General features: G+C 66.7%; 28 protein-coding genes. 14 read left to right on the top strand and 14 right to left on the bottom strand.

The window, feature by feature from the left end; genetic code table 11:
• Positions 1-8: 8 nt before the first annotated feature.
• Together AC3RCE_RS08495 and AC3RCE_RS08500 are read left to right on the top strand one after the other, a co-directional pair.
• Positions 9-1211, top strand: a complete 1203-nt coding sequence (locus AC3RCE_RS08495) for a CaiB/BaiF CoA transferase family protein (RefSeq protein WP_492254923.1) — start codon at positions 9-11, stop codon at positions 1209-1211.
• Between the two features lie 32 nt (positions 1212-1243).
• Complete coding sequence (locus tag AC3RCE_RS08500) at positions 1244-2224, top strand: Bug family tripartite tricarboxylate transporter substrate binding protein (RefSeq protein WP_492254924.1); 981 nt, start codon at positions 1244-1246, stop codon at positions 2222-2224.
• Positions 2225-2237: 13 nt separating this feature from the next.
• On the opposite strand, the gene AC3RCE_RS08505 is transcribed toward AC3RCE_RS08500, so the two are convergent.
• From AC3RCE_RS08505 to AC3RCE_RS08520, 4 genes are all read right to left on the bottom strand, one after another.
• The gene (locus tag AC3RCE_RS08505; protein ID WP_492254925.1) at positions 2238-2639 is read right to left on the bottom strand and encodes a hypothetical protein; all 402 of its coding nucleotides are present in this window, start codon (positions 2637-2639) and stop codon (positions 2238-2240) included.
• 2 nt (positions 2640-2641) lie between these two features.
• On the bottom strand, positions 2642-3661 hold the full coding sequence (locus AC3RCE_RS08510; protein ID WP_492254926.1) for an IclR family transcriptional regulator: 1020 nt from the start codon (positions 3659-3661) through the stop codon (positions 2642-2644).
• Positions 3658-4068, bottom strand: coding sequence for a PaaI family thioesterase (locus tag AC3RCE_RS08515; RefSeq protein WP_218293992.1), 411 nt, complete (start codon positions 4066-4068; stop codon positions 3658-3660). The genes AC3RCE_RS08510 and AC3RCE_RS08515 overlap by 4 nt, the downstream gene beginning before the upstream one ends.
• A gap of 188 nt (positions 4069-4256) precedes the next feature.
• The gene (locus AC3RCE_RS08520; RefSeq protein ID WP_492245614.1) at positions 4257-5147 is read right to left on the bottom strand and encodes a LysR family transcriptional regulator; all 891 of its coding nucleotides are present in this window, start codon (positions 5145-5147) and stop codon (positions 4257-4259) included.
• 116 nt (positions 5148-5263) lie between these two features.
• On the opposite strand from AC3RCE_RS08520, the gene gstA reads away from it, so the two are divergent.
• On the top strand, positions 5264-5872 hold the full coding sequence (gene gstA / locus AC3RCE_RS08525) for a glutathione transferase GstA (protein ID WP_369641954.1): 609 nt from the start codon (positions 5264-5266) through the stop codon (positions 5870-5872).
• Positions 5869-6582, top strand: coding sequence for a glutathione S-transferase family protein (locus tag AC3RCE_RS08530; RefSeq protein ID WP_492245615.1), 714 nt, complete (start codon positions 5869-5871; stop codon positions 6580-6582). Before gstA ends, AC3RCE_RS08530 begins: the two co-directional genes overlap by 4 nt.
• 10 nt (positions 6583-6592) lie before the next feature.
• Here AC3RCE_RS08530 and AC3RCE_RS08535 read toward each other — a convergent pair whose 3' ends face one another.
• Entirely contained in the window at positions 6593-7129 is a 537-nt protein-coding gene (locus AC3RCE_RS08535; RefSeq protein ID WP_492245616.1) for a pseudouridine synthase, read from the bottom strand.
• Between the two features lie 74 nt (positions 7130-7203).
• A complete protein-coding gene (locus tag AC3RCE_RS08540; RefSeq protein WP_492245617.1) occupies positions 7204-8130 on the bottom strand; it encodes a peptidoglycan DD-metalloendopeptidase family protein in 927 nt (308 codons plus the stop codon).
• Between the two features lie 148 nt (positions 8131-8278).
• Between AC3RCE_RS08540 and AC3RCE_RS08545 the strand changes: the two genes are divergently transcribed.
• Positions 8279-9577, top strand: coding sequence for a phospholipase D-like domain-containing protein (locus AC3RCE_RS08545; RefSeq protein ID WP_492245618.1), 1299 nt, complete (start codon positions 8279-8281; stop codon positions 9575-9577).
• Between the two features lie 132 nt (positions 9578-9709).
• Here AC3RCE_RS08545 and AC3RCE_RS08550 read toward each other — a convergent pair whose 3' ends face one another.
• On the bottom strand, positions 9710-9958 hold the full coding sequence (locus AC3RCE_RS08550) for a hypothetical protein (protein ID WP_218293999.1): 249 nt from the start codon (positions 9956-9958) through the stop codon (positions 9710-9712).
• Positions 9959-10358: 400 nt separating this feature from the next.
• Between AC3RCE_RS08550 and AC3RCE_RS08555 the strand changes: the two genes are divergently transcribed.
• On the top strand, positions 10359-11141 hold the full coding sequence (locus tag AC3RCE_RS08555) for a transporter substrate-binding domain-containing protein (RefSeq protein ID WP_492245619.1): 783 nt from the start codon (positions 10359-10361) through the stop codon (positions 11139-11141).
• 132 nt (positions 11142-11273) lie between these two features.
• On the opposite strand, the gene AC3RCE_RS08560 is transcribed toward AC3RCE_RS08555, so the two are convergent.
• Positions 11274-11738, bottom strand: a complete 465-nt coding sequence (locus tag AC3RCE_RS08560) for an SRPBCC family protein (RefSeq protein ID WP_492254927.1) — start codon at positions 11736-11738, stop codon at positions 11274-11276.
• A 148-nt stretch (positions 11739-11886) separates the two neighbouring features.
• Entirely contained in the window at positions 11887-12204 is a 318-nt protein-coding gene (locus AC3RCE_RS08565) for a DUF2322 family protein (RefSeq protein WP_492245620.1), read from the bottom strand.
• 209 nt (positions 12205-12413) lie between these two features.
• On the opposite strand from AC3RCE_RS08565, the gene AC3RCE_RS08570 reads away from it, so the two are divergent.
• The 3 genes from AC3RCE_RS08570 (at position 12414) to AC3RCE_RS08580 (ending at position 14014) form a co-directional block, all read left to right on the top strand.
• A complete protein-coding gene (locus AC3RCE_RS08570) occupies positions 12414-12737 on the top strand; it encodes an ArsR/SmtB family transcription factor (RefSeq protein WP_492245621.1) in 324 nt (107 codons plus the stop codon).
• Between the two features lie 96 nt (positions 12738-12833).
• Positions 12834-13307, top strand: a complete 474-nt coding sequence (locus AC3RCE_RS08575) for an SRPBCC family protein (RefSeq protein ID WP_218340725.1) — start codon at positions 12834-12836, stop codon at positions 13305-13307.
• An 80-nt stretch (positions 13308-13387) separates the two neighbouring features.
• A complete protein-coding gene (locus tag AC3RCE_RS08580) occupies positions 13388-14014 on the top strand; it encodes a flavodoxin family protein (protein ID WP_492245643.1) in 627 nt (208 codons plus the stop codon).
• Between the two features lie 151 nt (positions 14015-14165).
• On the opposite strand, the gene AC3RCE_RS08585 is transcribed toward AC3RCE_RS08580, so the two are convergent.
• The gene (locus tag AC3RCE_RS08585) at positions 14166-14495 is read right to left on the bottom strand and encodes a hypothetical protein (RefSeq protein ID WP_218294004.1); all 330 of its coding nucleotides are present in this window, start codon (positions 14493-14495) and stop codon (positions 14166-14168) included.
• A 356-nt stretch (positions 14496-14851) separates the two neighbouring features.
• Here AC3RCE_RS08585 and AC3RCE_RS08590 point away from each other — a divergent pair, with 356 nt between their 5' ends.
• The 3 genes from AC3RCE_RS08590 (at position 14852) to AC3RCE_RS08600 (ending at position 15918) form a co-directional block, all read left to right on the top strand.
• Positions 14852-15091 carry a hypothetical protein gene (locus tag AC3RCE_RS08590; RefSeq protein ID WP_218294005.1) on the top strand — a complete coding sequence of 80 codons (240 nt, stop codon included), beginning with the start codon at positions 14852-14854 and terminating at the stop codon, positions 15089-15091.
• A 122-nt stretch (positions 15092-15213) separates the two neighbouring features.
• A complete protein-coding gene (gene rbp / locus AC3RCE_RS08595) occupies positions 15214-15579 on the top strand; it encodes an RNA-binding regulator (protein WP_492254928.1) in 366 nt (121 codons plus the stop codon).
• Positions 15580-15753: 174 nt separating this feature from the next.
• Positions 15754-15918 (top strand): hypothetical protein, encoded by a 165-nt coding sequence (locus AC3RCE_RS08600; protein ID WP_218294007.1) that lies wholly within the window; start codon positions 15754-15756, stop codon positions 15916-15918.
• Between the two features lie 78 nt (positions 15919-15996).
• Here the strand turns inward: AC3RCE_RS08600 and AC3RCE_RS08605 are convergent, their stop codons facing one another.
• The 4 genes from AC3RCE_RS08605 to AC3RCE_RS08620 all read right to left on the bottom strand — a co-directional run bounded on the left by AC3RCE_RS08605 (position 15997) and on the right by AC3RCE_RS08620 (position 19469).
• Entirely contained in the window at positions 15997-16314 is a 318-nt protein-coding gene (locus AC3RCE_RS08605) for a hypothetical protein (protein WP_492245622.1), read from the bottom strand.
• Between the two features lie 173 nt (positions 16315-16487).
• Entirely contained in the window at positions 16488-16952 is a 465-nt protein-coding gene (locus tag AC3RCE_RS08610; protein ID WP_492245623.1) for a hypothetical protein, read from the bottom strand.
• Positions 16949-17443, bottom strand: coding sequence for a MarR family winged helix-turn-helix transcriptional regulator (locus AC3RCE_RS08615; protein WP_492245624.1), 495 nt, complete (start codon positions 17441-17443; stop codon positions 16949-16951). Before AC3RCE_RS08615 ends, AC3RCE_RS08610 begins: the two co-directional genes overlap by 4 nt.
• Positions 17444-17633: 190 nt before the next feature.
• Positions 17634-19469, bottom strand: a complete 1836-nt coding sequence (locus tag AC3RCE_RS08620; RefSeq protein ID WP_492245625.1) for a glutamine--tRNA ligase/YqeY domain fusion protein — start codon at positions 19467-19469, stop codon at positions 17634-17636.
• Positions 19470-19641: 172 nt separating this feature from the next.
• Here AC3RCE_RS08620 and AC3RCE_RS08625 point away from each other — a divergent pair, with 172 nt between their 5' ends.
• The gene (locus tag AC3RCE_RS08625; RefSeq protein ID WP_218340729.1) at positions 19642-19992 is read left to right on the top strand and encodes a hypothetical protein; all 351 of its coding nucleotides are present in this window, start codon (positions 19642-19644) and stop codon (positions 19990-19992) included.
• 220 nt (positions 19993-20212) lie between these two features.
• A complete protein-coding gene (locus AC3RCE_RS08630; RefSeq protein WP_492245626.1) occupies positions 20213-20692 on the top strand; it encodes a type II 3-dehydroquinate dehydratase in 480 nt (159 codons plus the stop codon).
• Position 20693: the final 1 nt, after the last annotated feature.

Raw genomic sequence — 20693 nt, forward strand, 5'->3', positions numbered from 1 at the left:
ATAGCAGCATGACAAGCTTCAGCGCCCCGGCGCTGGAAGGCCTGCGGGTGGTGGACCTCACCCGCGTGCTCGCAGGCCCCCTATGCACCCAGATGCTCGCCGACAATGGCGCCCAGGTGGTCAAGATCGAGCCGCCAGGGGGCGACGAGACCCGGCACCTCGGACCGCCATACGACGACATGGGCCACTCCGCGTACTTCGCCGCGCTGAACCGGGGCAAGAAGGCCATCAGCCTGGACCTGAGCCAGCCCGACGCGCACGAGGTGCTGCACCGCCTGCTGCGGGATGCCGATGTGCTGGTGGAGAACTTCCTGCCCGGCACCATGGAGAAATGGGGCCTGGGCTACGAAGACGTGCTGGCCGAACGCTACCCGCGCCTCATCTACTGCGCCATCTCGGGCTTTGGCCGCGACGGGCCGCTGGGCGGCCTGCCAGGCTACGACGCGGTGCTGCAGGCGCAGTGCGGCCTGATGAGCATCAACGGCGAATCGGCCACGGGCGCCACGCGCATGGGGATTCCCATCGTGGACCATCTGACGGGCTATGTGGCGCTCACCGGCATCCTCATGGCCCTGTGCAGCCGGCACAAAAGCGGTGCCGGGCAGCGGGTGGAGGCCACGCTGTACGACACGGCGCTGAGCCTGCTGCTGCCGCATGCATCGAACTGGTTCGCGTCGAAGAAGGCCCCGGGCCTGCTGGGCAGCGCGCACCCCAACATCGCCCCGTACGACAAGTTCAGGGCGCGCGACGGGCATGTGTTCATCGGCATCCTCAACGATGGCCAATTCCGCCGTTTCAGCCAGCACATCGGGTGCCCGGGCCTGCCCGAGGATCCCCGGTTCCACGCCAACGCAGACCGCATCGCGCACCGCCAGGCGCTCAAGGACATCATCGAGTCCGCGATTGCCACGCAAGACTGCGAGCCGCTGTGCGAGGCGCTGATGCGTGTGGGGGTGCCCGCCGGGGTGGTGAACGACGTGCCGCAGGCGCTGGCCCAGGCGCACTGCGCGCACCGCGAGATGATCATCCGGCAGGGCGCGTTCACGGCGCTGCGCGGACCGGCGCGGCTGTACGGCACCCCGGCCCTGCCGGGAGCGCCGCCCCCGGCTTTCAGCCAGCATGCCGACGAGGTGCTGGCCGATCTCGGATTCAATGACGCCCAGAGGCGGGACCTGTATACCCGGGGTGTCGCGCGCACCCGCCCTCTCTGATCTGCAGAGCACAAAAAATAAAGGAGACAAGCATGCGAACCTTCGCTGCCATCATGACCGCTGCCAGTTTGCTGTGGGCGATGCCCGCTGCCCACGCGCAGGCCCAGGCCCAGCACCCCAGCTATCCCACCAAGCCCATCCGCATCATCGTGGCCTATGCCGCGGGGCAGGGCACCGATGTGGCCACCCGATTTTTGGGCGAGCAGCTCGGCCGGGAACTGGGCCAGCCCATCGTCGTCGAGAACAGGGCCGGTGCCGGTGGCAACCTGGGCACCGAGCTCGCGGCCCAGGCCCCGGGCGACGGCTACACCCTGACCATGGGCACCAACGCCACCCATGTGCTCAACCAGTTTCTCTATGCGAAGCTGGCGTTCGACCCCGAGAAGGATTTCGAACCCATCGCCATGGTGGGCACGTTTCCCATGGTGCTGGCGGTGGGGGCCAATGCCCCCCACCATTCCGTGGCGGAACTGCTCGAATCCGTGAAACGCGCCCCCCGCTCGGCCGACATCGCGATGCCCAGCACCTCGGCGCGCCTGGTGGTCGAGTTCCTGAAGGAGCGCTCGTCGGCCCCGTTGTTCGGCGTGCCCTACAAAGGCTCGGGCAACGCGGTGACCGACGTGCTGGGTGGCCAGCTGCCGGCGGTCATCGACACGCCCCTGGCGCTGCGGCCCCACATCGCGGCCGGCAAGCTGCGCGCCATTGGCGTCACGTCGGCAACCGCCAGCAACCTGGCGCCCGGCGTGAAGCCCATCGCGGAGCAGGGCCATCCGGGTTTCGAGTTCGTGGCGTGGAACGCGCTGTATGCGCCCAGGGGCACGCCGGCGGCGGTGACCGGTGTTCTCAATGCGGCGGTCAACAAGGTGCTGGCCCGGCCCGAAGTGCGCCAGCGCCTGCTGGAACTGGGCTTCGAGCCCGCGGGGGGAACGGCCGCGGCCCTGATCGAGTTCGCCAGGAAGGAGCGCCAGCGCTGGGCGCCCATCATCAAGGCCGCGGGCATCCGCGCGGACTGACGCAAGGCTCCGCTCAGGAGCCCGCCTGGAACGTGCCCGGGAAGAGATTCCCGGGCACTTCGATGGTGGCGGGCACATAGCGCAATTGGGCGCGCATCAGCGGGGTGCCCCCCGTCCGGCCGCGCTCCTCGCACCAGGCCTCGATGGCCACACACGCATCCTCGCCGCTGCTGGACACCAGGCGGCCCGTGAACGTCACACATTGGCCCAGCCGGGGCCGGGCCAGCAGCGTGACGTCGGACAGCCCCACCAGCTCGACCGGCGCTCCAAAATGCTGCCCCGGCAGCACGGCCCCCGCGAGGTCCATGGTGGCCAGCAGCCAGCCCGTGGGCACCTGGCCGCTGGCATCGATGTCCGCGGGCATGGTGATGGTCTTGAGCAGGGTCTGTGCCGCCGCGGTACCGGGCGCCGGCATGGTCAGCTCCCGCCCAGCAGGCGAGACAGCTCGGCCGCCTCCCGCTGCATGACCTGGGCCAGCTGCTGCACCACGGCGGCACCCATCTGGCTGCTGAGCCCGACCACCACCAGGGTATGGACCAGCCGTCCGCCCGGCGCGAAGACGGGCACGGCCACGACCGTGATGCCGGCCATGAAGTTGTCGCGGTCCAGGCTCCAGCCCCGGGACCGCGTGAGCTCGACCTCCTTCTTCCAGGTGGTGTACGTGGGGGCCTTGTCCCACACCACCCGGGCGAATTTCTCCTTGAGCGCGGGCCAGCTTTCGCCGCTGTAGGCCGCGATCAGCCGCCCCGTGGCGCTGACCAGCGTCTCGAACTGGCTGCCCACATCGGTGTGCACCCGAAACGGCTGGCTGGAGCGGGACAGCGCCAGCACCATCACCGTCTGGCGCGATGTGATCTCCACCCCCATGGCCGTCACGCCGAACTGCGCGGCCAGGCGGTCGAGCACCGGCTGCACCAGCTGCGTGAAGCCGCCGCCCTCCAGCACGCTGCGGGCCAGGCTGATCATGCCGGTGCCCAGCGCGTAGCGCTTGGTCGACGGGTCGAGCGTGACCAGGTCTTCGGCCACCAGCACCCGCAGGATGTGCAGGCAGGTGCTGGGCACCAGGTGCAAGGCTTCGGCCACCGTCTTCAGCGTGAGCGGCTGCTTGTGCTCGCCCAGCAGCCGCAGGATGGCGATGGAGCGTGTCACGGCGGGCACGGGCCGCACGCGCACGCCTTTGGTCGGCTTGGTGTCGGCGGGGGGCGGGGCGGGCTTGGAGCGGGAGGCCATGGGCGGGTTCTGGAGCTTCAAACCGGCAAGCGTAAACCCATTTGTGGCCGCGTCGGCTGCAGCGCCGTGGTGCGGCCGGGCGCCGAAGAGGGCCATCAGGCTGTGGTGGGCGGGAATGTCCAGGGCGCGCTCCTTGTCAGGGTACAAAGGAATTTCGGCCACGGCGTGGCGGCGGGCAGATGCCGGTGCGGGGCTGGCCGGCTTCATTTCATGGCTTTCATGAGCGCATGGGCCGTCAGCACCAGGCTCGCGCCCGCGCGCAGCTCGCCGCGCATGAAGACCAGGCTGCCGGTGCGCTCGATCACCTCGGCCCGCGCCTCGACGAACTGGCCGGGCCGCACCGGGCTCACGAAATGGGAATCGAGCTGCAGCGTGACGCAGGGGCTGCGGCCGCAGGCTTCCCAGGCCACGGCGCTGAGGGCGTGGTCCATCAGGGTCATCAGCGCGCCGCCGTGGGCCGCCCCCGCGGGGTTGAGGTGCTGCGGTCCGACCGCGAAGCCATAGGCCCAGCCATGGTCTTCCCGCTGGGCCCACAGCGGCCCCGCGTGCTGGATGAAGCCGGCCAGGCTGCGCGCCTTCCAGCCCGTGCCTGGGGGAGAGAGGGTATCGGGCAATGTGAACTCCTCGCACCTGTCTGCAGGGCAGGTGGTGGAGGCAAATTGTACTTTTGAAAAATAATTGTATTAGTACAAAATGCCTTGGGCATGAAGCTGCCCGGCCTGCGCGCCCATCCGCAGGCCGGGCCAAAAGCCCTGGAGCCGGCCGGCGGAATGGGCCGGGCCGCAGGAATCGCCGGAGTCCCTCAGGGCAGCTGCACCGTGTCCGCCAGGTGCCCGTACACCGCCGCGATGCGCCGCAGGTGGCGCGATTCGGGGTGCGTGAGCAGCCACAGCCCGTTGTCGCACTCGGGCAGCGAGCCGGTGAGCGGGCGCAGGTCGCCGCGGCCCTGGGCCAGGAAGGTGGGCAACACGCCTACGCCCGCGCCCCGGGCCACCAGTTCCATCACGGTGAGCAGGCTGTTGACGCGGTAGGTGGGTTGCGCCCTGGGGTACTGCTTCTTGCGCCAGCGCACCGAGGGGTGGCCGGGCATGGAGTCGTCGGGCGCGACCCAGGCCGCGCGGCCCGCCTCCACGTCGGACAGTGCCAGCGGGTTCGAGGCTGCGGTGTACAGCGCCGAACGGATCATGCCCAGCTGCCGGCCCACCAGATGTTGCGGCGGGCGCCTGGTGGCGCGCACGGCGATGTCGGTGTCGCGCCGCGTGAGGCTCACCAGTTCATTGCCTGCATGCAGCTCGTACACCAGGGCCGGGTGGCGGGGCTGCAGCACCTGCAGGGCGGGGGCGATGAGGCCCTGCAGGATGGTGTCGGTGGTGGAGATGCGCACCGTGCCCGAGACCTGCTCGGGCTGCGCCTGCGTGGCGGTGCGAGCGGCCTCCAGCGCGGCTTCCACGCGCTCGGCCTGCTCGGTCAGGGCCTGGGCCAGCTCCGAGGCGCGGTAGCCCGCGCGCGAGCGCTCGAACAGTGGCTGGCCCAGCCCGCGCTCGATGCGCTGGATGGCGCGGAACACGGTGGACGCATCCACGCCCAGTCGCTCACCGGCCGCCGCCAGCGTGCCGGTGCGCACCATGGCCAGCAGCACCTCCAGCTCGGCGGCGCCCAGGCGGTATTGCGCTGGTGCAATGGATGTTTTCATGAATGCGTATTTTTTTTGCATAAATGCAATCATAAATTCTGCCTGTCGCCCGTGCCACCGCTGTGTGCAGCGGCGATGCTCCCAACCCCTTTTTGCACAGAAAGCCCGCCACTGCCATGAAGCTCTACTACGCCCCCGGCGCCTGCTCGCTCGCCGTCCACATTGCGCTGCGCGAGGTCGGCGTCCCCTTCGACCTGACCAAGGTGGACCTGGCGCACCACACCACCGAGACGGGTGCCAGCTACCTCGACATCTCCCCGCGCGGCTACGTGCCCTTGCTGGAGCTGGACGACCAGTCGCGCCACACCGAAGGCGCGGCGCTGCTGCAGTACGTGGCCGACCTGGACCCGGCGCAGGCGCTGATCGGCAAGCCCGGCTCGCGCGAGCGCCTGGCCGTGCTGGAGTGGCTCACCTTCGTCAGCACCGAGCTGCACAAGGGCTTCAGCCCCTGGCTGTGGCACAAGGAAACGGCCGAGTCCACGCGGCAGGCGGCCAAGGCCAAGCTGGCCGCGCGTTTTGCGGAGCTGGATGCCGTGCTCTCGCGCAGCGACTTCCTGGCGGGCGCGTACAGCGTGGCCGATGCGTATGGCTTCACCATCGTCAACTGGGCCCACCTGCTGGGCATGCCGCTCACGGCCTACCCGCATCTGCAGGCCTGGATGGCACGCGTGGCGGCCCGCCCGCAGGTGCAGGCCGCGCTGCGCGCCGAGGGGCTGGCACCGTGAGCGCAGCAGCGGCTGGCGCGCCCGCGCTCACGCTGGTCTCGCACGCGCTGTGCCCGTATGTGCAGCGCGTGGCCATCGTGCTGCGCGAGAAGGGCCTGGCGTTCGAGCGCCGCACCATCGACCTCGCCCACAAGCCCGACTGGTTCCTGGCCCTCTCGCCGCTGGGCAAGACGCCGGTATTGCAGGTGCGCGGCCAGAGCCTGTTCGAGTCGGCGGTGATCTGCGAGTACCTGGACGAGGTCGCCATGCCCACACTGCACCCGCAGGACCCGCTGCAGCGCGCCCGCCACCGTGCGTGGATGGAATTTGGCTCCACGGTGCTCAACACCATCGGCGCTTTTTACGCCGCGCCGGATGAAGCCGCGCTGCGGGCCCGCGCGCAGGAGCTGCGCGGCCGCTTCGTGCAGCTCGAAGAAGCGCTGGGTGCGTTCAGCGGCGCGGGGCCGTACTTTGCGGGGCCGGATTTCGGCATGGTGGATGTGGTGTTCGGCCCCGTGTTCCGGTACTTCGACGTCATCGACACGTTGCCGGGCGTGGACGGCCTGGGTCTCTGGCAAGGCTTGCCACGTGTGCTGCGCTGGCGCACAGCGCTGGCCGCGCGCGCCTCGGTGCAGCAGGCCGTCAGTGCGGACTATGCCGAAGGGCTGCGTGTGTTCCTGCGGGCGCGCGGCTCGGCACTGTCGCGCCGCATGGACGCGGTGGCGGCGTAGCTGCCTCGATTCAATCGGCCCAGGTGCCCGGCGCCAGCCCGTCGAGCGTGTAGGGCCCGATGGCCGCGCGGATGAGCCGCAGCGTGGGGTGGCCCACGGCGGCCGTCATGCGCCGCACCTGGCGGTTGCGGCCTTCGCGGATGATGAGTTCGATCCACGCGGTGGGGATGGCCTTGCGCTCGCGGATGGGCGGGTTGCGCGCCCACACGGCAGGCGCGGGCGCCAGCAGGCGCGCGCGGGCGGGCAGGGTGGGGCCGTCGTTCAGCACCACGCCGCTGCGCAGCGCGGCCAGCGCGGCTTCGCCCGGGATGCCTTCCACCTGCACCCAGTAGGTCTTCTCCATCTTGAAGCGCGGGTCGGCAATGCGGGCCTGCAACGGCCCGTCGTTGGTCAGCAGCAGCAGCCCTTCGCTGTCGGCGTCCAGCCGCCCCGCCACATACACGCCGGGCAGGTCGATGTAGTCCTTCAGGCCCTGCCACTTGCCTTCGGCGGTGAACTGGCTCAGCACGCCATAGGGTTTGTTGAAGCGGATCAGGCGCGAGGTCATGCGGGGAATTGTGTTTGAATGAAATTGGCCGCTGGCGCTTGTCCATCAAGCGCAAGAAGCTATCAAAATAATAGCTATGCGGGGACAAACAGCGCCGGGTCCACCATGGTGCGGTTGAGCATCACGCCCCAGTGCAGGTGCGGGCCGGTCACGCGGCCGGTGGCGCCCACCTTGCAGAACGCGTCGCCCGCGTTCACCACGTCGCCCACGCGCACGTCCTTGCTGCTGAGGTGGGCGTACACGGTGAGCAGGCCCCGGCCGTGGTCGAGCCACACCGTGCCGCCGCTGAAGAAGTAGTCGCCCACGTCGATCACCCGGCCCGCCAGCGGCGCCACGATGGGCGTGCCCGTGGGCGCGGCGATGTCCATGCCGCTGTGCGGGTTGCGCGGCTGGCCGTTGAACACGCGCCGCAGCCCGAACGAGCTGGAGCGCCGCCCCGGCACCGGCACGCGCATGCGCGGCGATGCCGGCGCCTGGCCCGCGGGCTGCTCGGTGAAGGTGGCCATGACCCCGGCCTGGTGCTCGCGCTCGCGCTCGTAGCGTGCCTGGTCCTCGGGCGAGAGGTCCACCGTGCGCGGCGACACCTGCAGGTGCTGCTCCTTGTACTGCTTGTGCGCGACGGTGTAGTGCACCAGGCGCGGGCTGCCGCCGCCTTCGGCCAGCACGGTGATGAACGCATCGCCGGGCGCGGCGGCCAGCGGGATGCCCACGAGGGCGGTCCATTCGATGGCATCGCCCACCACCCGCAGCGGCACATCCACATCGCCCTGGCGCACCTGCGCCACCGGCCGCATGGCCGCGGGCCCGAGCGACAGCCGCGCCACGCCCCCCGGCACCTGCAGCGCCTGGGGCCATACGGTGGGCGCGGGTGGCAAGGGCTTGGCGTGCAGCAGCCCCAGCATGGCGGGCTGCGCCAGAAGACCCGCCGCGCCCACCAGGGCGCTGCGACGGTTGATGGGGAGGGCTGGGTGGACGAGGGCAGGGCGGGCAGATTCAGACACGGCAGGGCAGGGATAAAAAGCGCAGTGGTGTGTGTTTGGGGAGACGGTGCGATGCGGCCGCTGTCGCGACCCGCACCAGCGATTGTGCCCCCGGTGTTGGCGGTGTCCGCCTACATTGCTCCGCCGGGCCGCCACCTACCATCGCGCCATGCCGAAAGCCGCCCACCGCCGCCGCCCTTCCACCCTGCTCACGGTTTTTCTCACGGCCCTGGCCACGGGCGCGCTGGTGTTGCTGGCGCTCAACTTCACGGCCGGCGAGAAGAAGGTGCAGCAACAACTGCCGCGCCTGTACAGCACCGCCCACCCGCAGTTCGAACGCGCGCTGGGCAGCCTGCTGGGCCCGGGCATCGTGGGCGGCAATGCGGTGACCGAGCTGCTCAACGGCGACCAGATCTTTCCGCCCATGCTGGCGGCCATCCAGGCGGCGCAAAAAAGCGTCACGTTCGAGACGTACATCTACTGGTCGGGCGACATCGGCAAGCAGTTTGCCGACGCCCTGAGCGAGCGCGCCCGCGCCGGCGTGCCGGTGCATGTGCTGCTCGACTGGGTGGGCAGCGCCAAGATGGAAGAGAGCTACCTGGCCGAGATGAAGGAGGCGGGCGTGCAGATCGAGAAGTTCCACAAGCCCCATTGGTACAACCTGGCGCGCCTGAACAACCGCACCCACCGCAAGCTGCTGGTGGCGGACGGGCAGGTGGCGTTCACCGGCGGCGTGGGCATCGCGCCCGAGTGGACGGGCCACGCACAGGACCCCGACCACTGGCGCGACTCGCACTACCTGGTGCGCGGCCCCGCCGTGGCGCAGATGCAGGCCACATTTCTGGACAACTGGCTCAAGGTCACCGGCAAGGTGCTGCATGGCGAGGCGTACTTCCCGGCCATCGCGCCGGCGGGCACGCAAAAGGCGCAGATGTTCTCCAGCTCGCCTTCGAGCGGCAGCGAGAGCATGCAGCTCATGTACCACCTGGCCATCACGGCGGCCGAGCGCAGCATCGACCTGTCGGTGGCGTATTTCGTGCCCGATGAACTGACCCGCAAGTTGCTGATGGACGCCCTGGCGCGCGGCGTGCGCGTGCGCCTGGTCACCCCCGGCGAACACACCGACACCGAGACGGTGAAAGCCGCATCCCGCGCCACCTGGGGCGAGCTGCTGCAGGCCGGGGCCGAGATCTATGAGTACACGCCCACCATGTACCACTGCAAGGTCATGATCGTGGACCAGCTGCTGGTGTCGGTGGGCTCCACCAATTTCGACAACCGCTCGTTCCGCCTGAACGACGAGGCCAACCTCAACGTGTACGACGCGGCATTCGCCAGGCGCCAGACAGCGGTGTTTGAAGACGACATCCGGCGGTCACGCCGCGTGACGTACGAGGCCTGGCGGGACCGCCCGCTGCGGGAGAAGGCGCACGAGAAACTGACGGGCTGGCTGCGCTCGCAGCTGTAATGGTGCTTGGGTGAAATAGGGCGCCAGCGCTCATGGTGAAATCGCCGGCCGCTATCAAAAGTGTAGTTTTCTGCTTTGGATGCGGCGTGGGGCGGGGGCGCCCCACGCCGGCATTGTCCCCTGTCCCACCGCTCAGTGCGTCACAAACTCGTACGTCACCGCTTCGCTGTCCACCATGTCGAGGATGTCGTCCAGCACGTCCTCGTCGTCGGTGCTGGCCCACAGGTCTTCGGGGTCGGCCGCAAACAGCGGTTCGATGGCGATGTCCATGTACTTGCCATCGGGTAGCTTGATGACGGGCGTGCCCTCGGAGGTATCGGCCAGCTCCCAGTCATCGGGCACGGTCATTTCGAGTTGGATGGTGACGTTGAGTTTTTTCATGGCGAGTCCTTGTTGCTGAACCGGGCAGGGTAACCGAGTTTGACAAGAAATGGGCGCGTAGCGCTTATTGGACAAGCGCAATATGCTATAAAAAATAGAGCATTGGCCGTGGACGGAGCCTGGGCGTGCCGGCCCCTGCGCGGTGCGGGCCTGCATGGCACGCCGCTTGCAACGCTGGGGTGTTGTGCAAACGCTGCCGTCAACGCGCGTCCATGCACGCGTGCACTGCCCGTCCTGCGCCGCTGGCACCACCCCGGATGAACGCCCCTGGCTTTTGCCCGGGGGCCTGCTGTAATGTTTGCGGCGACGGGGTGTGCCGGCCGCTGCGGCCCGCGTGGCCGGTGCACCGTGCTGCCACACCCTTCGCCAAGCCACCTTTCACCCACTGGAGAACCTCGAAATGATCCCCAAGAAAATCCTCGCCCTTGCCGCAGCCGCCTTGGTGGCCAGCCTTGCTTTCAGCCAGGCCGCGCAGGCCGGCCCCCGGCTCGACAAGATCATGGAGGCCAAGGTCATCCGCGTGGGCACGCCTGGCGACTACCGCCCGTTTGCCATCAAGACCGACGCGGGCTACTCGGGCCATGACATCGACGTGATCGAGACCATGGCCAAGGAGCTGGGTGTGAAGATCGAATACGTGCCCACCACCTGGCCCAACCTGGTGAAGGACCTGCAGGGCGACAGGTTCGATGTGGCGGTGGGCGGCATCACGCGCAACGTCAACCGCATGCGCATCTTTGACATGCTGCCCGGCTACGCACCCTTCGGCAAGGTGGCCCTGGTGCGCGCGGCCGACAAGGCCAAATACACCAGCGTGGACGCGATGAACCAGCCCACGGTGCGTGTCATCAAGAACCCCGGGGGCACCAACGAAACCTATGTGCTGGCCAACCTGAAAACAGCCCAGGTCAGCACGCACGACAAGAACGCCGAGATCCCCGCGCTGATCGCCGAGGGCAAGGGCGACGTGATGATCACCGAGACGTACGAGGCCCTGCACTATGCCAAGGCCGACCCGCGCCTGCACGCCGCGTTCGTGGATGCACCGCTCACGCCCAAGAACTACCTGGGCTTCATGCTGCCCACCGACGATGCCGACTATGTGCGCGTGATGGGCTTCGTGTGGGGCCTGGTGGACAGCCGGGGCACCATCAAGCAAGCCGCCGACAAGTGGCTGAAGTGAAGTGATGTGATGTGATGTGAATTGAGGGAAGGGGAGGGGCTGGGGCGGCGGGCGCGTGGCGCGGCACCGCCTGCCGGTGCGCTGCCGTTCACCTTGCGGCCGGGCCGTGTGCATGGCCCGGCCGGCACCGATTTACTCCGCCGGAATCTCCGGCTCCACCAGCAGCGCCAGCAGCTGCAGCGACTCCTGCCAGCCCAGGTAGCACGCCTCGGCGGGGATCACGGCCGGAATGCCCGCCTGCACGATGGACACCTCGGTGCCCACGATCACTTTTTTCAGCTGGATGGTGGTGCGCATCTCGCCCGGCAGGTTGGGGTCGTCGAACCGGTCGGTGTGCACGATGCGCTCGCCCGGAACCAGCTCCACATACTCGCCACCAAACGCATGCGTCTGGCCGTTGCTGAAGTTGGTGAACTGCATGCGGTAGGTGCCGCCCACGCGGGCATCCAGGCTCAGCACCCGGCCGGTGAACCCATGGGGCGGCAGCCACTTGCACATGGCGTCGGGGTCCAGGAACGCGCGGTAGATGCGCTCGGCCGGTGCGCGCAGCACGCGGTGCAGGGTGACGGTGCCTGTGGGGGGGGTGTTGGTGGTCATGCTGGGGTCTCCTTGGGGGTGGACATCAGGGTGGATGAAGGCGTGAGCCGCTCAACCATATCGCTCATTCAACGTGTTCACACCCTGACGACGAACGGGCCCGCGCGTTTTCGACAAGCCGCCGCTGCCACCGCGGTTTTTTTTCGTTTCAGGCGGAAACCGTGCGGGCCCCAAAACTCTCGCTGCCCTGGGCCCAGGCCAGCAGCCGGTCGATGTTGGGGTGCTTGCCCGGGAAGGCCTGCGCGTCGGCCACATGCTCGGCGTACCACTCCAGCCCCAGGGTGGCGGCCGCGGGCGTGATGCGGCCGCCATACAGCGCCGCCAGCGCGGCATACACGGCCAGCGAACCCGTCTGGCCGGGCTTGTTCTCGATGGTGGCCAGCACCTGGCCGCCAGCGTCCAGCAGGTGCAGGGCGGCGAGGTGGCTTGTGGAAGGAAGCAGCTGAAGGCGGTTTGCGAAATTCATGGGCAAGGACAAAGGGTGGGTGCCACGGGCGGATTCCCCGGCCCGCAGCGAATGGATGGATCGTGTGGGCCCGCATTGTCGTGCCACCCGGTGGGCCGCACAAACGATCCCGTGTCCCGCGCAGCGCGCCTGAATCTTTTTACGAAGGATTGACCAATTCATAGCTGTTTGGTTATTATTCGTCACCCATAACCAATGAGTTATATCCTGTGAAATCCCCTGAAGACCTGACCTTCGCGGCGTTGTCGGACCCCACGCGCCGTTCCATCTTCCAGCAGCTGTCCCGGGAGGGGCAGCAGACCGTGAACGTGCTGACGGGGCATTCCCACATTTCGCAACCCGCAGTGTCCAAGCACCTGGCCGTGCTCAAGCGCGCGGGGCTGGTGGAAGACCGCCGTGCCGGGCGCGAAACCTACTACCAGGTGCGGCGCGAAGGGTTGGAGCCCCTGGTGGACTGGATGAGCGTCTATGCCGGCTTCTGGAACCAGCGCCTGGATGACCTGGAGAACCTGCTCGGACGCATGGACCAATGACTGCGCAACTCCACTCCAGCAAAGACACCATGCAGAACCGCCATCACCGTTCCAGCCCCGAGGCTGCCGTCGCGCTCACCTTGCAGGCGGTGCGCCATGGCTGACGCAACCCGATCCCATGGCCCCACCCCCACGGCGCAAGGCACCCGGTCCCTGGTGTTTGAGCGGCAGCTACCCCACCCGCGCGAGAAGGTCTGGCGCGCGCTCACCCAGTCCTGGCTGATGCAGGAGTGGCTCATGCCAAACGACTTCGTGGCCGAGGTGGGGCACCGCTTCACGGTGCGCGCGCAGCCGCTGCCGGGCTGGTCGGGCGTGACGCACTGCGAGGTGACCCTGGTGGAGGAGCCCAGCCAGCTCGCCTACCGCTGGGGCAACGGCACCGAGTCGGCCAATGGGCTCATCACCCACATCACCTGGACCTTGCAGGAGCACGGCGGCGGCACGCTGCTGCGCATGGAGCAGGCGGGTTTCCGGCCCAACGATGGCATCAGCTTCGAGCGCATGGGCGGCTTGTGGCCGCGCATTCTGGAGCGCCTGGAGCAGGTGGTGCACAGCCGCGAAGGCCCCTAACGCCCAGCTTGCCACGGCCTAGCCAACCTCCCTCATATCCCTCACCCACAGTTTCTCAACCCATGAACTCAAGCATGAACATGACCCTGACGACGCCCACTCCCCAACCCACCCGCGCCCCTGGTGTGCGCATTGCCATCGTCTTTCACAGCGGCTATGGCCACACGGCCCGGCAGGCCCAGGCCGTGAAAGAAGGCGTGGCGCAGGTGGAGGGCACCGAGCCCCTCCTCATGACCGTGGAAGAAGCGCCTTCGCGATGGAATGACCTCGCGTCCGCCGACGCCATCATCTTCGGCGCGCCCACCTATGTCGCCAGCGCCTCTGCGCAGTTCAAGGCTTTTCAGGAAGCCACGTCCAACGTGGTCATGGCCAAAGGCCTCGGCTGGAAGGACAAGATCGCCGCGGGCTTCACCAACTCCGGCTCGCGCTCGGGGGACAAGCTTTCCACCCTGATGCAGATGGCCCTGTTCGCCGCGCAGCACGGCATGCACTGGGTGAACCTGGCGCTGCCCCCGGGCAACTGCTCGTCCACCGGGTCGGAGGAAGACCTGAACCGCCTGGGCTTCTGGCTGGGCGCCGCCGCGCAGTCCAACACCGACCAGGGTGCCGACGTGGTGCCGCCAGAGGCAGACCTGGCCACGGCGCGGTACCTGGGGGCACGCGTGGCCCACACCACGCTGCAGTTTGTGCGGGGGCGTGTGCACTGAGGCTGGCTTGTGGCCTTCTGGCCAGCGCGCTGAGATTTCAGTGAAATGGGCTGCTGGCGCTGGATGGATGAGCGCTGGCAGCTATCAAAACTGAAGCGCAACCGATTCCAGGAAGAAAGACGCACCGGCCCCTGCGCGCGCGGGCACCGGTTCAGGCCTGCCACACCCCAAACCCCGCCGAGCGCAGGTCGATGCCGATCTCGATCTCCCGGTCCACCGCGTCTTCGTAGCTCATGGGGTTGAAGCCTTCGTACAGGTCGGGCAGCAGGCGCAGGCCGTACTGCTGCACAAACCGGTTCGCCTGGATGCCTGCCTTGTGCTTGTCAAACCGCACGTCCGGGTCCAGGCCCGTCATGCCCACGTACACGCAGGGTTTGCCGTCGATGTAGCCGGGATTGTTCTTGCGAAAGCGGGGCTCGTTCAGCACGTCCTTCGAAAGCTCGACGACATAGACGTGGTGGTGGAGTTTGCGGCGGGGCATGGAGCGACAGGAGGAAAAAAGAACCACCGGCGCAGCGGGAACACGCGCAGGCAGCGCCGGCAAGCGTAGCAAAACCCGGCGCATTGCTGGCGCGGATGCTCCGGCACTGCCCAATTTCGCGCCTTTTAAAACTAAAAAGAATATTAATTCAAATTCAAATGCGAATTGATATATACTGACTGGGTTGCAGTCACGGCCCTTGACGCGTGCCGTCACCGCAACGCCTGCTCTGTGGCGGCCATCCGCCCCAGTCCAGCCGCCTTTTGCGACCTTTGTCGCCCAGTGGGTCTGTAGAGCTGCAGCCCACCGAGTCCCTCGATGCTCACGCAGGTCGATTTCCAAGCCTGCGATCCTGAATGAACCAGATTTCAAAGACCGCCATTTCCATGGGCCAGTACGTCGTTTCGCCCGCGACACACCCGACCGACTGCGGCCGCTTCCGCGCCTCCTTCTCGGTCCATCGTTCCCAAGGCAACGGCAGCTACTGCCGTGTCTTCCGTTTCGACAAAGCCTTTGCCTCGCGCGAAGCCGCCCGGCTCTTTGCCGTTACCCAGGGCTGGCTGCAAACGTGCATGCCGCATCCCCCCGTGTGCTGATGGATGGCCTGTCCACCGCAGACCCCATCCACGCTTCCCCGTTGTGGCGGACATCCGGTCCGCACACCCTTGTCCCAACGGTGCGCCCTGCGTTGCGCGCCCTCCTTCAGAAAGGCTCCTCCATGAGCACCAAGATCTACGTGGGCAACCTGCCCTATTCCGTGACCGATTCCAGCCTGGAAAGCAACTTTGCCGAGTTTGGCCGGGTTTCCTCCGCCAAGGTCATGATGGACCGCGAAACCGGTCGCTCCAAGGGCTTCGGCTTTGTGGAAATGGCGTCCGCCGAAGTCGCCCAGGCCGCCATCACCGCGCTGCACGGCATGTCCGTCGATGGGCGCGCGATTGTCGTGAACCTCGCCCGCCCCCGCGAAGAGGGTGGCGGCTCGGGTGGCTACAGCGCGGGCGGCTACAGCGCGGGCGGCTACAGTGCCAGCAAACGCTCGGACATCGGCTACGGCACGGGTGGCTACGGCGGCGGGCGCTACTGAACCCGGCAGCTTCCTCTGAAAAACCGGCTCCGCGGAGCCGGTTTTTTTTTCGTCCCGGCCCAGCGGCATGGAGCCATCCCCACAGCGGCGCGGGCCACCTTGCGCGCGCGGTGCACTGGGGCAGAATCCAGCCATTGGTGAGCTGAAGAACGGCAAACCAAGGAAGCACATCACATGAAATCCATCCATTGGTTCTCCCTGGCTGCGCTCGTCCTGGGGCTGGCGCTGCTCTTCCTGGGGTCTTCAACCGCAGGCGGGGTCGTCCTGGGGCTTGCCTTCGCCGTGGAGCTGATTTGCTCCGCATTGACGGGAAAACAGACGAACGATGGCACCCATTGATGTCCGCAAGGGGCGCGGAAGCGGCGCCGTCCGTGAAGAAAAAAATGGCCGGCCAACCTAGGCCCGCCTGGAGGCCTCCTACGGAGGGCTTCCCAAAGCGCCTAGCAGGCGTGCGCTCACCTCTGATGCATCAAGCGTGGCGAACTGCATGTTGTGCTGATCCGTCAGCCGGCCGTGGCCCGGTTCCATGCCACCGTCAGCGCCGTAGCCCATGGCCTTGAACTTCCAGACCCCGCCGACCAGCTTGAGCGAACCCACATGCGCCCCATCGGCGGTGTGCACTGACACCACCCCGGCGTTGAGCGGCAACAACTGCAAGGGGCCCGCCACCGGGCCGGGCGGCACGTGGGCGAAGGTGGGAGTGAACGTGGCCGACAAGGGCTGGGTGTGAGGCATGGCGGTGTTTGTATCGTAAAAGCGCGGCGCCCACCGCCTGGTGCCGTGCGGGGAATCGGCAGGCAGAAGTCTGTCTACGGCCACAAGCGGTCGTCCGTTTTGTTTAACCACTCTAACCAAAGGCGTTCGACCTGTACCTGTACATCATTGTGAACATGCCTCGGCAGACAAGGTCAGCGGGATATTCCAGGTAGAGATCGCGTGGACGTGAGCCGACCGCTGAGTTTGAGGCCATCGCGCATGTTCATCACGAGGAGTGAAAAGTTCACTGCCCCCGCCAACAGCTCCACACCTTGCAACGCATAGAATACGCCGTCGAAACGACCGGCATTGGCCCAAGACGCCAGTACGAAAGCGCTGGGCAGCAGCACCAACAGGCCGTTGGCTGCCACCAGCTTCATGCGTCGACCCTTGACGCTGACGAGGCGACCGCCACGGCCCTTCGCAAGTGAAAAACCACTGCCGCCCGTGGCAACCATTGACGGGATCAATAGCCACATACCGCTCAACACCGCGTTCTTGACGACAGCGACACTTGCCTGATCCATGAAAAACTCTGACACGACGGTCGATAGCCAGAACGTGGTGATGCAAAGCAGCGCGACAGATCCGAAGATTGCATGGAGTTTCGATTTCATGATTTGATCTTTGAAGAGGTGTTGACGTTCTGCAGCTCACGCAGCATTGATTCGAGCGTTTGTGTGGCAATGCTGGATTGGGCAGCCGGAATCAGCGTAGCCAATTCGGCAGCTCGTGCGGTCCACATGGCATCGGCCTTGCGGTACAGGGTCAAACCCTGTGGCGTCAAGGCGTAAACCGGCGAGCGCCGATGCGTCGGATTCGGATGCGCCTCGACAAGCCCCTGTTCGAGCAGCAGGTTGAGTTGCTTTTGCGCCCCCTGCCGCGTGACGCCCATCGCTTCGCCCACCTGAGGGGCGGTCAGTGGCGTGCTGGCCAGCGCTATGGCGCCCAGCATCTGCCAGCGAGCGCTGGTCAGACCGAGAGGCGCGACCAGCTGGTCACCCCACTGCAACAACACGCCGTTCACGCGAAACACGGACAGCGTCAACTGGGTGACGGCTACGGCGCCTAGGTTAGGCGCAGTTGGGACTGGATTTTGCCGATTCATGACAACTAGTTTCCATTATTGGAAACTAGTTGTCAATATGGGCAGAAGTTCACGAAGATTGGCCGGTCAAGTAACGAGTGGTTTCTGTTGAACCCAGAAGGTCCGCTTTGGGCTCTAAGCTGTCATCAGCCCAAAAGCAAAAGGCCGGAAGACCTCACAGTCTGCCGGCCTTTCTTTGTTCAGAGAGAAATCACTTCCCCCAGGAATCCTTCAAACCCACCGCCAAGTTGAACACCGGCTTCCCCGCCGCGTGATCCACCCGGTCCGCCACAAAATACCCATGCCGCTCGAACTGGAACTTGTCGTCTGGCCGTGCATTGGCCAATGACGGCTCCACGATGGCTGTCACCACCTTCAGGCTGTTCGGGTTCAGGCTTTCGATGAAGTCCTTGCCGCCTGCGTCGGGCTGGGCGTCCAGGAACAGGCGGTCGTACATGCGCACTTCGGCCTGCACGCCGTCGGCCACGCCCACCCAGGTGATGGCGGCCTTGACCTTCACGCTGTCGGCGCCGGGGGTGCCGCTCTTGGTGTCGGGCACCACGGTGGCCAGCACTTCGGTGATGTTGCCAGCGGCATCCTTGGTGCACCCGGTGCATTCGATGACGTAGCCGCCCTTCAGGCGCACCTTGTTGCCCGGGAACAGGCGCTTGTAGCCCTTGGGGGGCACTTCTTCAAAGTCTTCGCGTTCGATCCAGACTTCCTTGCCGATGGTGAAGTGGCGCTCGGGGCTTTCCACGCCTTCAGGGGGGTGGGGCAGGGAGGGCAGGGTGCAGGGCTCCAGGTGGCCCGCGCCCATGACGTCGTCCCAGTTGGTGAGCACCAGCTTGACGGGGTTGAGCACAGCCATGCCGCGGAAGGCCTTGAGCTCCAGGTCTTCGCGCAGGCAGCCTTCCAGGGTGCTGTAGTCGATCCAGCTGTCGCTCTTGGTCACGCCGATGCGTTCGGCAAAGGTCTGGATGGCCTCGGGCGTGTAGCCCCGGCGGCGCAGGCCCACGATGGTGGGCATGCGCGGGTCGTCCCAGCCGCTGACCTTGTGGTCATACACCAGCTGCGCGAGCTTGCGCTTGCTGGTGATGACGTAGGTGAGGTTCAGGCGCGCGAATTCGTACTGGCGGGGGGGCGGGCTGGCCAGCAGGCCGCCTTCGGTCAGGCGCTCCAGGAGCCAGTCGTAGAACGGGCGCTGGTCTTCGAATTCCAGCGTGCACAGGCTGTGGGTGATTTGCTCCAGCGCATCCTCGATGGGGTGCGCGTAGGTGTACATCGGGTAGATGCACCAGGTGTCGCCGGTGTTGTGGTGCGTGGCGCGGCGGATGCGGTAGATGGCCGGGTCGCGCATGTTGATGTTGGGGCTGGCCATGTCGATCTTGGCGCGCAGCACCATGGAGCCGTCTTCGTGCAGGCCGGCCTTCATCTCGCGGAACTTGGCCAGGTTTTCGGCCGGGGTGCGGCTGCGAAAGGGGCTGTCGGTGCCGGGCTTGCTGAAGTCGCCGCGGTTGATGCGGATCTGCTCGACGGTCTGTTCGTCCACGTAGGCGTGGCCGGCCTCGATCAGGTACTCCGCCGCGCGGTACATGAAGTCGAAATAGTCGCTCGCCTGGTAGGGCGGGGCGCTGGGGTGGCCGTTCCAGTCAAAACCCAGCCATTTCACCGCGTCGATGATGCTGTTGACGTATTCGGTGTCTTCTTTTTCGGGGTTGGTGTCGTCAAAGCGCAGGTGGCACACGCCGCCGTAGTCGCGTGCCAGGCCGAAGTTGATGCAGATGCTCTTGGCGTGGCCCACGTGCAGGTAGCCGTTGGGTTCGGGCGGGAAGCGGGTGCGGATCCTGGCGGGGTCGGGCTGGCCGATGGCGTGGTGGGCGGCGTCGCCCGGGCTGCCGCCCCAGCGGCGGGAGGCGTAGGTGCCTTTTTCCAGGTCGTTTTCGATGACCTGGCGCAGAAAGTTGCTGGGCTTGGCGGTTTCCAGGGATGCTGCGGGGGCAGCGCCGGGGGTGCCGGCGGCAGGATTGGCGGGGTTTGGGGTGCTCATTGGGTCATTTTAGGCGCCGGTTTCGTGAAGGTTTACGCATGGAAACAGGCGCGTATACGTCCAGACACAACGTAAAGACAGTTTTATGCCATCCTTTCGGCTACTTGGTGCGTTATGTACCGGTGAGGTGAGTCCATTTGGCTGGCTGCCCTCGCTCAAACAGGAGATTTCCATGACGAAAACCCGTTCTATCTATGCCATGGCCGCCTCGGCTGGCGTGGCGCTGGCATTGCTGGCCGGCACGGGCGCAGCCCAGGCCCGCGGCGACGTGAATTGGTCGGTTGGTATCGGCGTGCCCGGCGTGGTGGTGGGAGCCAGCAATGGCTACTACGCACCCGCCCCGGTGTACGTGGCCCCGCCGCCCGTGTACTACGCGCCACCCCGGCCCGTGTACTACACGCCGCCTCCAGCGTATTACGCCCCGCCACCCGTGGTGTACTACGGTGACCGTGGGTACCGCCACCATCGACACCATGACCACGGCTATCGTGGCCATGGACACAATCGCCATTGGGACCGTTGATCGGCGACGGGCCCGCGGGCCCGTCTGCTGATTGTTGCAACCAACCTCTTGGGCGCCAGTCGCTCACAGGCAGCGTCTTTGCACAGGCTGCCTTTTACAGCGGCCCTTCGGGGCCGCTTTTCTCGTGGGGCATACCTGAAGGGGCCGGCGCCTGCGGGCCGCCGCATAATCGCGCACTCTGGCCTGCCAGCGTGGCAGGTGCCTAGCCCCGGAGTGCTGCATGTCTGTGAAGAAAAAAACCGTTTTTGTCCTGAATGGCCCCAATCTGAACCTGCTGGGCACGCGTGAACCCGCCGTGTATGGCGCAGCCACGCTGGCCGACGTGGAAAAGCTCTGCGCCGACGCGTGTGATCGCCACGGCTTCGCGTTGCGGTTCCATCAAAGCAACCACGAAGGCGCGCTGGTGGACTGGATTCACGAGGCCGGCCGCCTGCACGCGGCGGGCGAACTGGCGGGCGTGGTCATCAACGCCGGGGCCTACACCCACACCAGCGTCGCCCTGCACGATGCCACCAAGGGCACGGGCATCACGCTGATCGAGCTGCATATCAGCAACGTGCACGCGCGCGAGGCCTATCGCCACCATTCGTACATGGCGGCTGCGGCCAAGGCGGTGATGTGCGGTTTTGGCGTGCTGGGCTACGGACTGGCCATCGACGGCCTGGCGCAGTTGCTGGCGCAGCAGCCGCCCGCGGCCTGAG

Source organism: Acidovorax sp. GW823-FHT05D11, assembly GCF_058795695.1.

Excerpts from the sequence above, each read along its gene's own strand:
- AC3RCE_RS08495 (WP_492254923.1), top strand. The coding sequence starts at position 9 with ATGACAAGCTTCAGCGCCCCGGCGCTGGAAGGCCTGCGGGTGGTGGAC.
- AC3RCE_RS08500 (WP_492254924.1), top strand. The coding sequence starts at position 1,244 with ATGCGAACCTTCGCTGCCATCATGACCGCTGCCAGTTTGCTGTGGGCG.
- AC3RCE_RS08505 (WP_492254925.1), bottom strand. The coding sequence starts at position 2,639 with ATGCCGGCGCCCGGTACCGCGGCGGCACAGACCCTGCTCAAGACCATC.
- AC3RCE_RS08510 (WP_492254926.1), bottom strand. The coding sequence starts at position 3,661 with ATGAAGCCGGCCAGCCCCGCACCGGCATCTGCCCGCCGCCACGCCGTG.
- AC3RCE_RS08520 (WP_492245614.1), bottom strand. The coding sequence starts at position 5,147 with ATGAAAACATCCATTGCACCAGCGCAATACCGCCTGGGCGCCGCCGAG.
- gstA (WP_369641954.1), top strand. The coding sequence starts at position 5,264 with ATGAAGCTCTACTACGCCCCCGGCGCCTGCTCGCTCGCCGTCCACATT.
- AC3RCE_RS08535 (WP_492245616.1), bottom strand. The coding sequence starts at position 7,129 with ATGACCTCGCGCCTGATCCGCTTCAACAAACCCTATGGCGTGCTGAGC.
- AC3RCE_RS08545 (WP_492245618.1), top strand. The coding sequence starts at position 8,279 with ATGCCGAAAGCCGCCCACCGCCGCCGCCCTTCCACCCTGCTCACGGTT.
- AC3RCE_RS08550 (WP_218293999.1), bottom strand. The coding sequence starts at position 9,958 with ATGAAAAAACTCAACGTCACCATCCAACTCGAAATGACCGTGCCCGAT.
- AC3RCE_RS08555 (WP_492245619.1), top strand. The coding sequence starts at position 10,359 with ATGATCCCCAAGAAAATCCTCGCCCTTGCCGCAGCCGCCTTGGTGGCC.
- AC3RCE_RS08560 (WP_492254927.1), bottom strand. The coding sequence starts at position 11,738 with ATGACCACCAACACCCCCCCCACAGGCACCGTCACCCTGCACCGCGTG.
- AC3RCE_RS08565 (WP_492245620.1), bottom strand. The coding sequence starts at position 12,204 with ATGAATTTCGCAAACCGCCTTCAGCTGCTTCCTTCCACAAGCCACCTC.
- AC3RCE_RS08575 (WP_218340725.1), top strand. The coding sequence starts at position 12,834 with ATGGCTGACGCAACCCGATCCCATGGCCCCACCCCCACGGCGCAAGGC.
- AC3RCE_RS08580 (WP_492245643.1), top strand. The coding sequence starts at position 13,388 with ATGACCCTGACGACGCCCACTCCCCAACCCACCCGCGCCCCTGGTGTG.
- AC3RCE_RS08585 (WP_218294004.1), bottom strand. The coding sequence starts at position 14,495 with ATGCCCCGCCGCAAACTCCACCACCACGTCTATGTCGTCGAGCTTTCG.
- AC3RCE_RS08590 (WP_218294005.1), top strand. The coding sequence starts at position 14,852 with ATGAACCAGATTTCAAAGACCGCCATTTCCATGGGCCAGTACGTCGTT.
- rbp (WP_492254928.1), top strand. The coding sequence starts at position 15,214 with ATGAGCACCAAGATCTACGTGGGCAACCTGCCCTATTCCGTGACCGAT.
- AC3RCE_RS08600 (WP_218294007.1), top strand. The coding sequence starts at position 15,754 with ATGAAATCCATCCATTGGTTCTCCCTGGCTGCGCTCGTCCTGGGGCTG.
- AC3RCE_RS08605 (WP_492245622.1), bottom strand. The coding sequence starts at position 16,314 with ATGCCTCACACCCAGCCCTTGTCGGCCACGTTCACTCCCACCTTCGCC.
- AC3RCE_RS08610 (WP_492245623.1), bottom strand. The coding sequence starts at position 16,952 with ATGAAATCGAAACTCCATGCAATCTTCGGATCTGTCGCGCTGCTTTGC.
- AC3RCE_RS08615 (WP_492245624.1), bottom strand. The coding sequence starts at position 17,443 with ATGAATCGGCAAAATCCAGTCCCAACTGCGCCTAACCTAGGCGCCGTA.
- AC3RCE_RS08620 (WP_492245625.1), bottom strand. The coding sequence starts at position 19,469 with ATGAGCACCCCAAACCCCGCCAATCCTGCCGCCGGCACCCCCGGCGCT.
- AC3RCE_RS08625 (WP_218340729.1), top strand. The coding sequence starts at position 19,642 with ATGACGAAAACCCGTTCTATCTATGCCATGGCCGCCTCGGCTGGCGTG.
- AC3RCE_RS08630 (WP_492245626.1), top strand. The coding sequence starts at position 20,213 with ATGTCTGTGAAGAAAAAAACCGTTTTTGTCCTGAATGGCCCCAATCTG.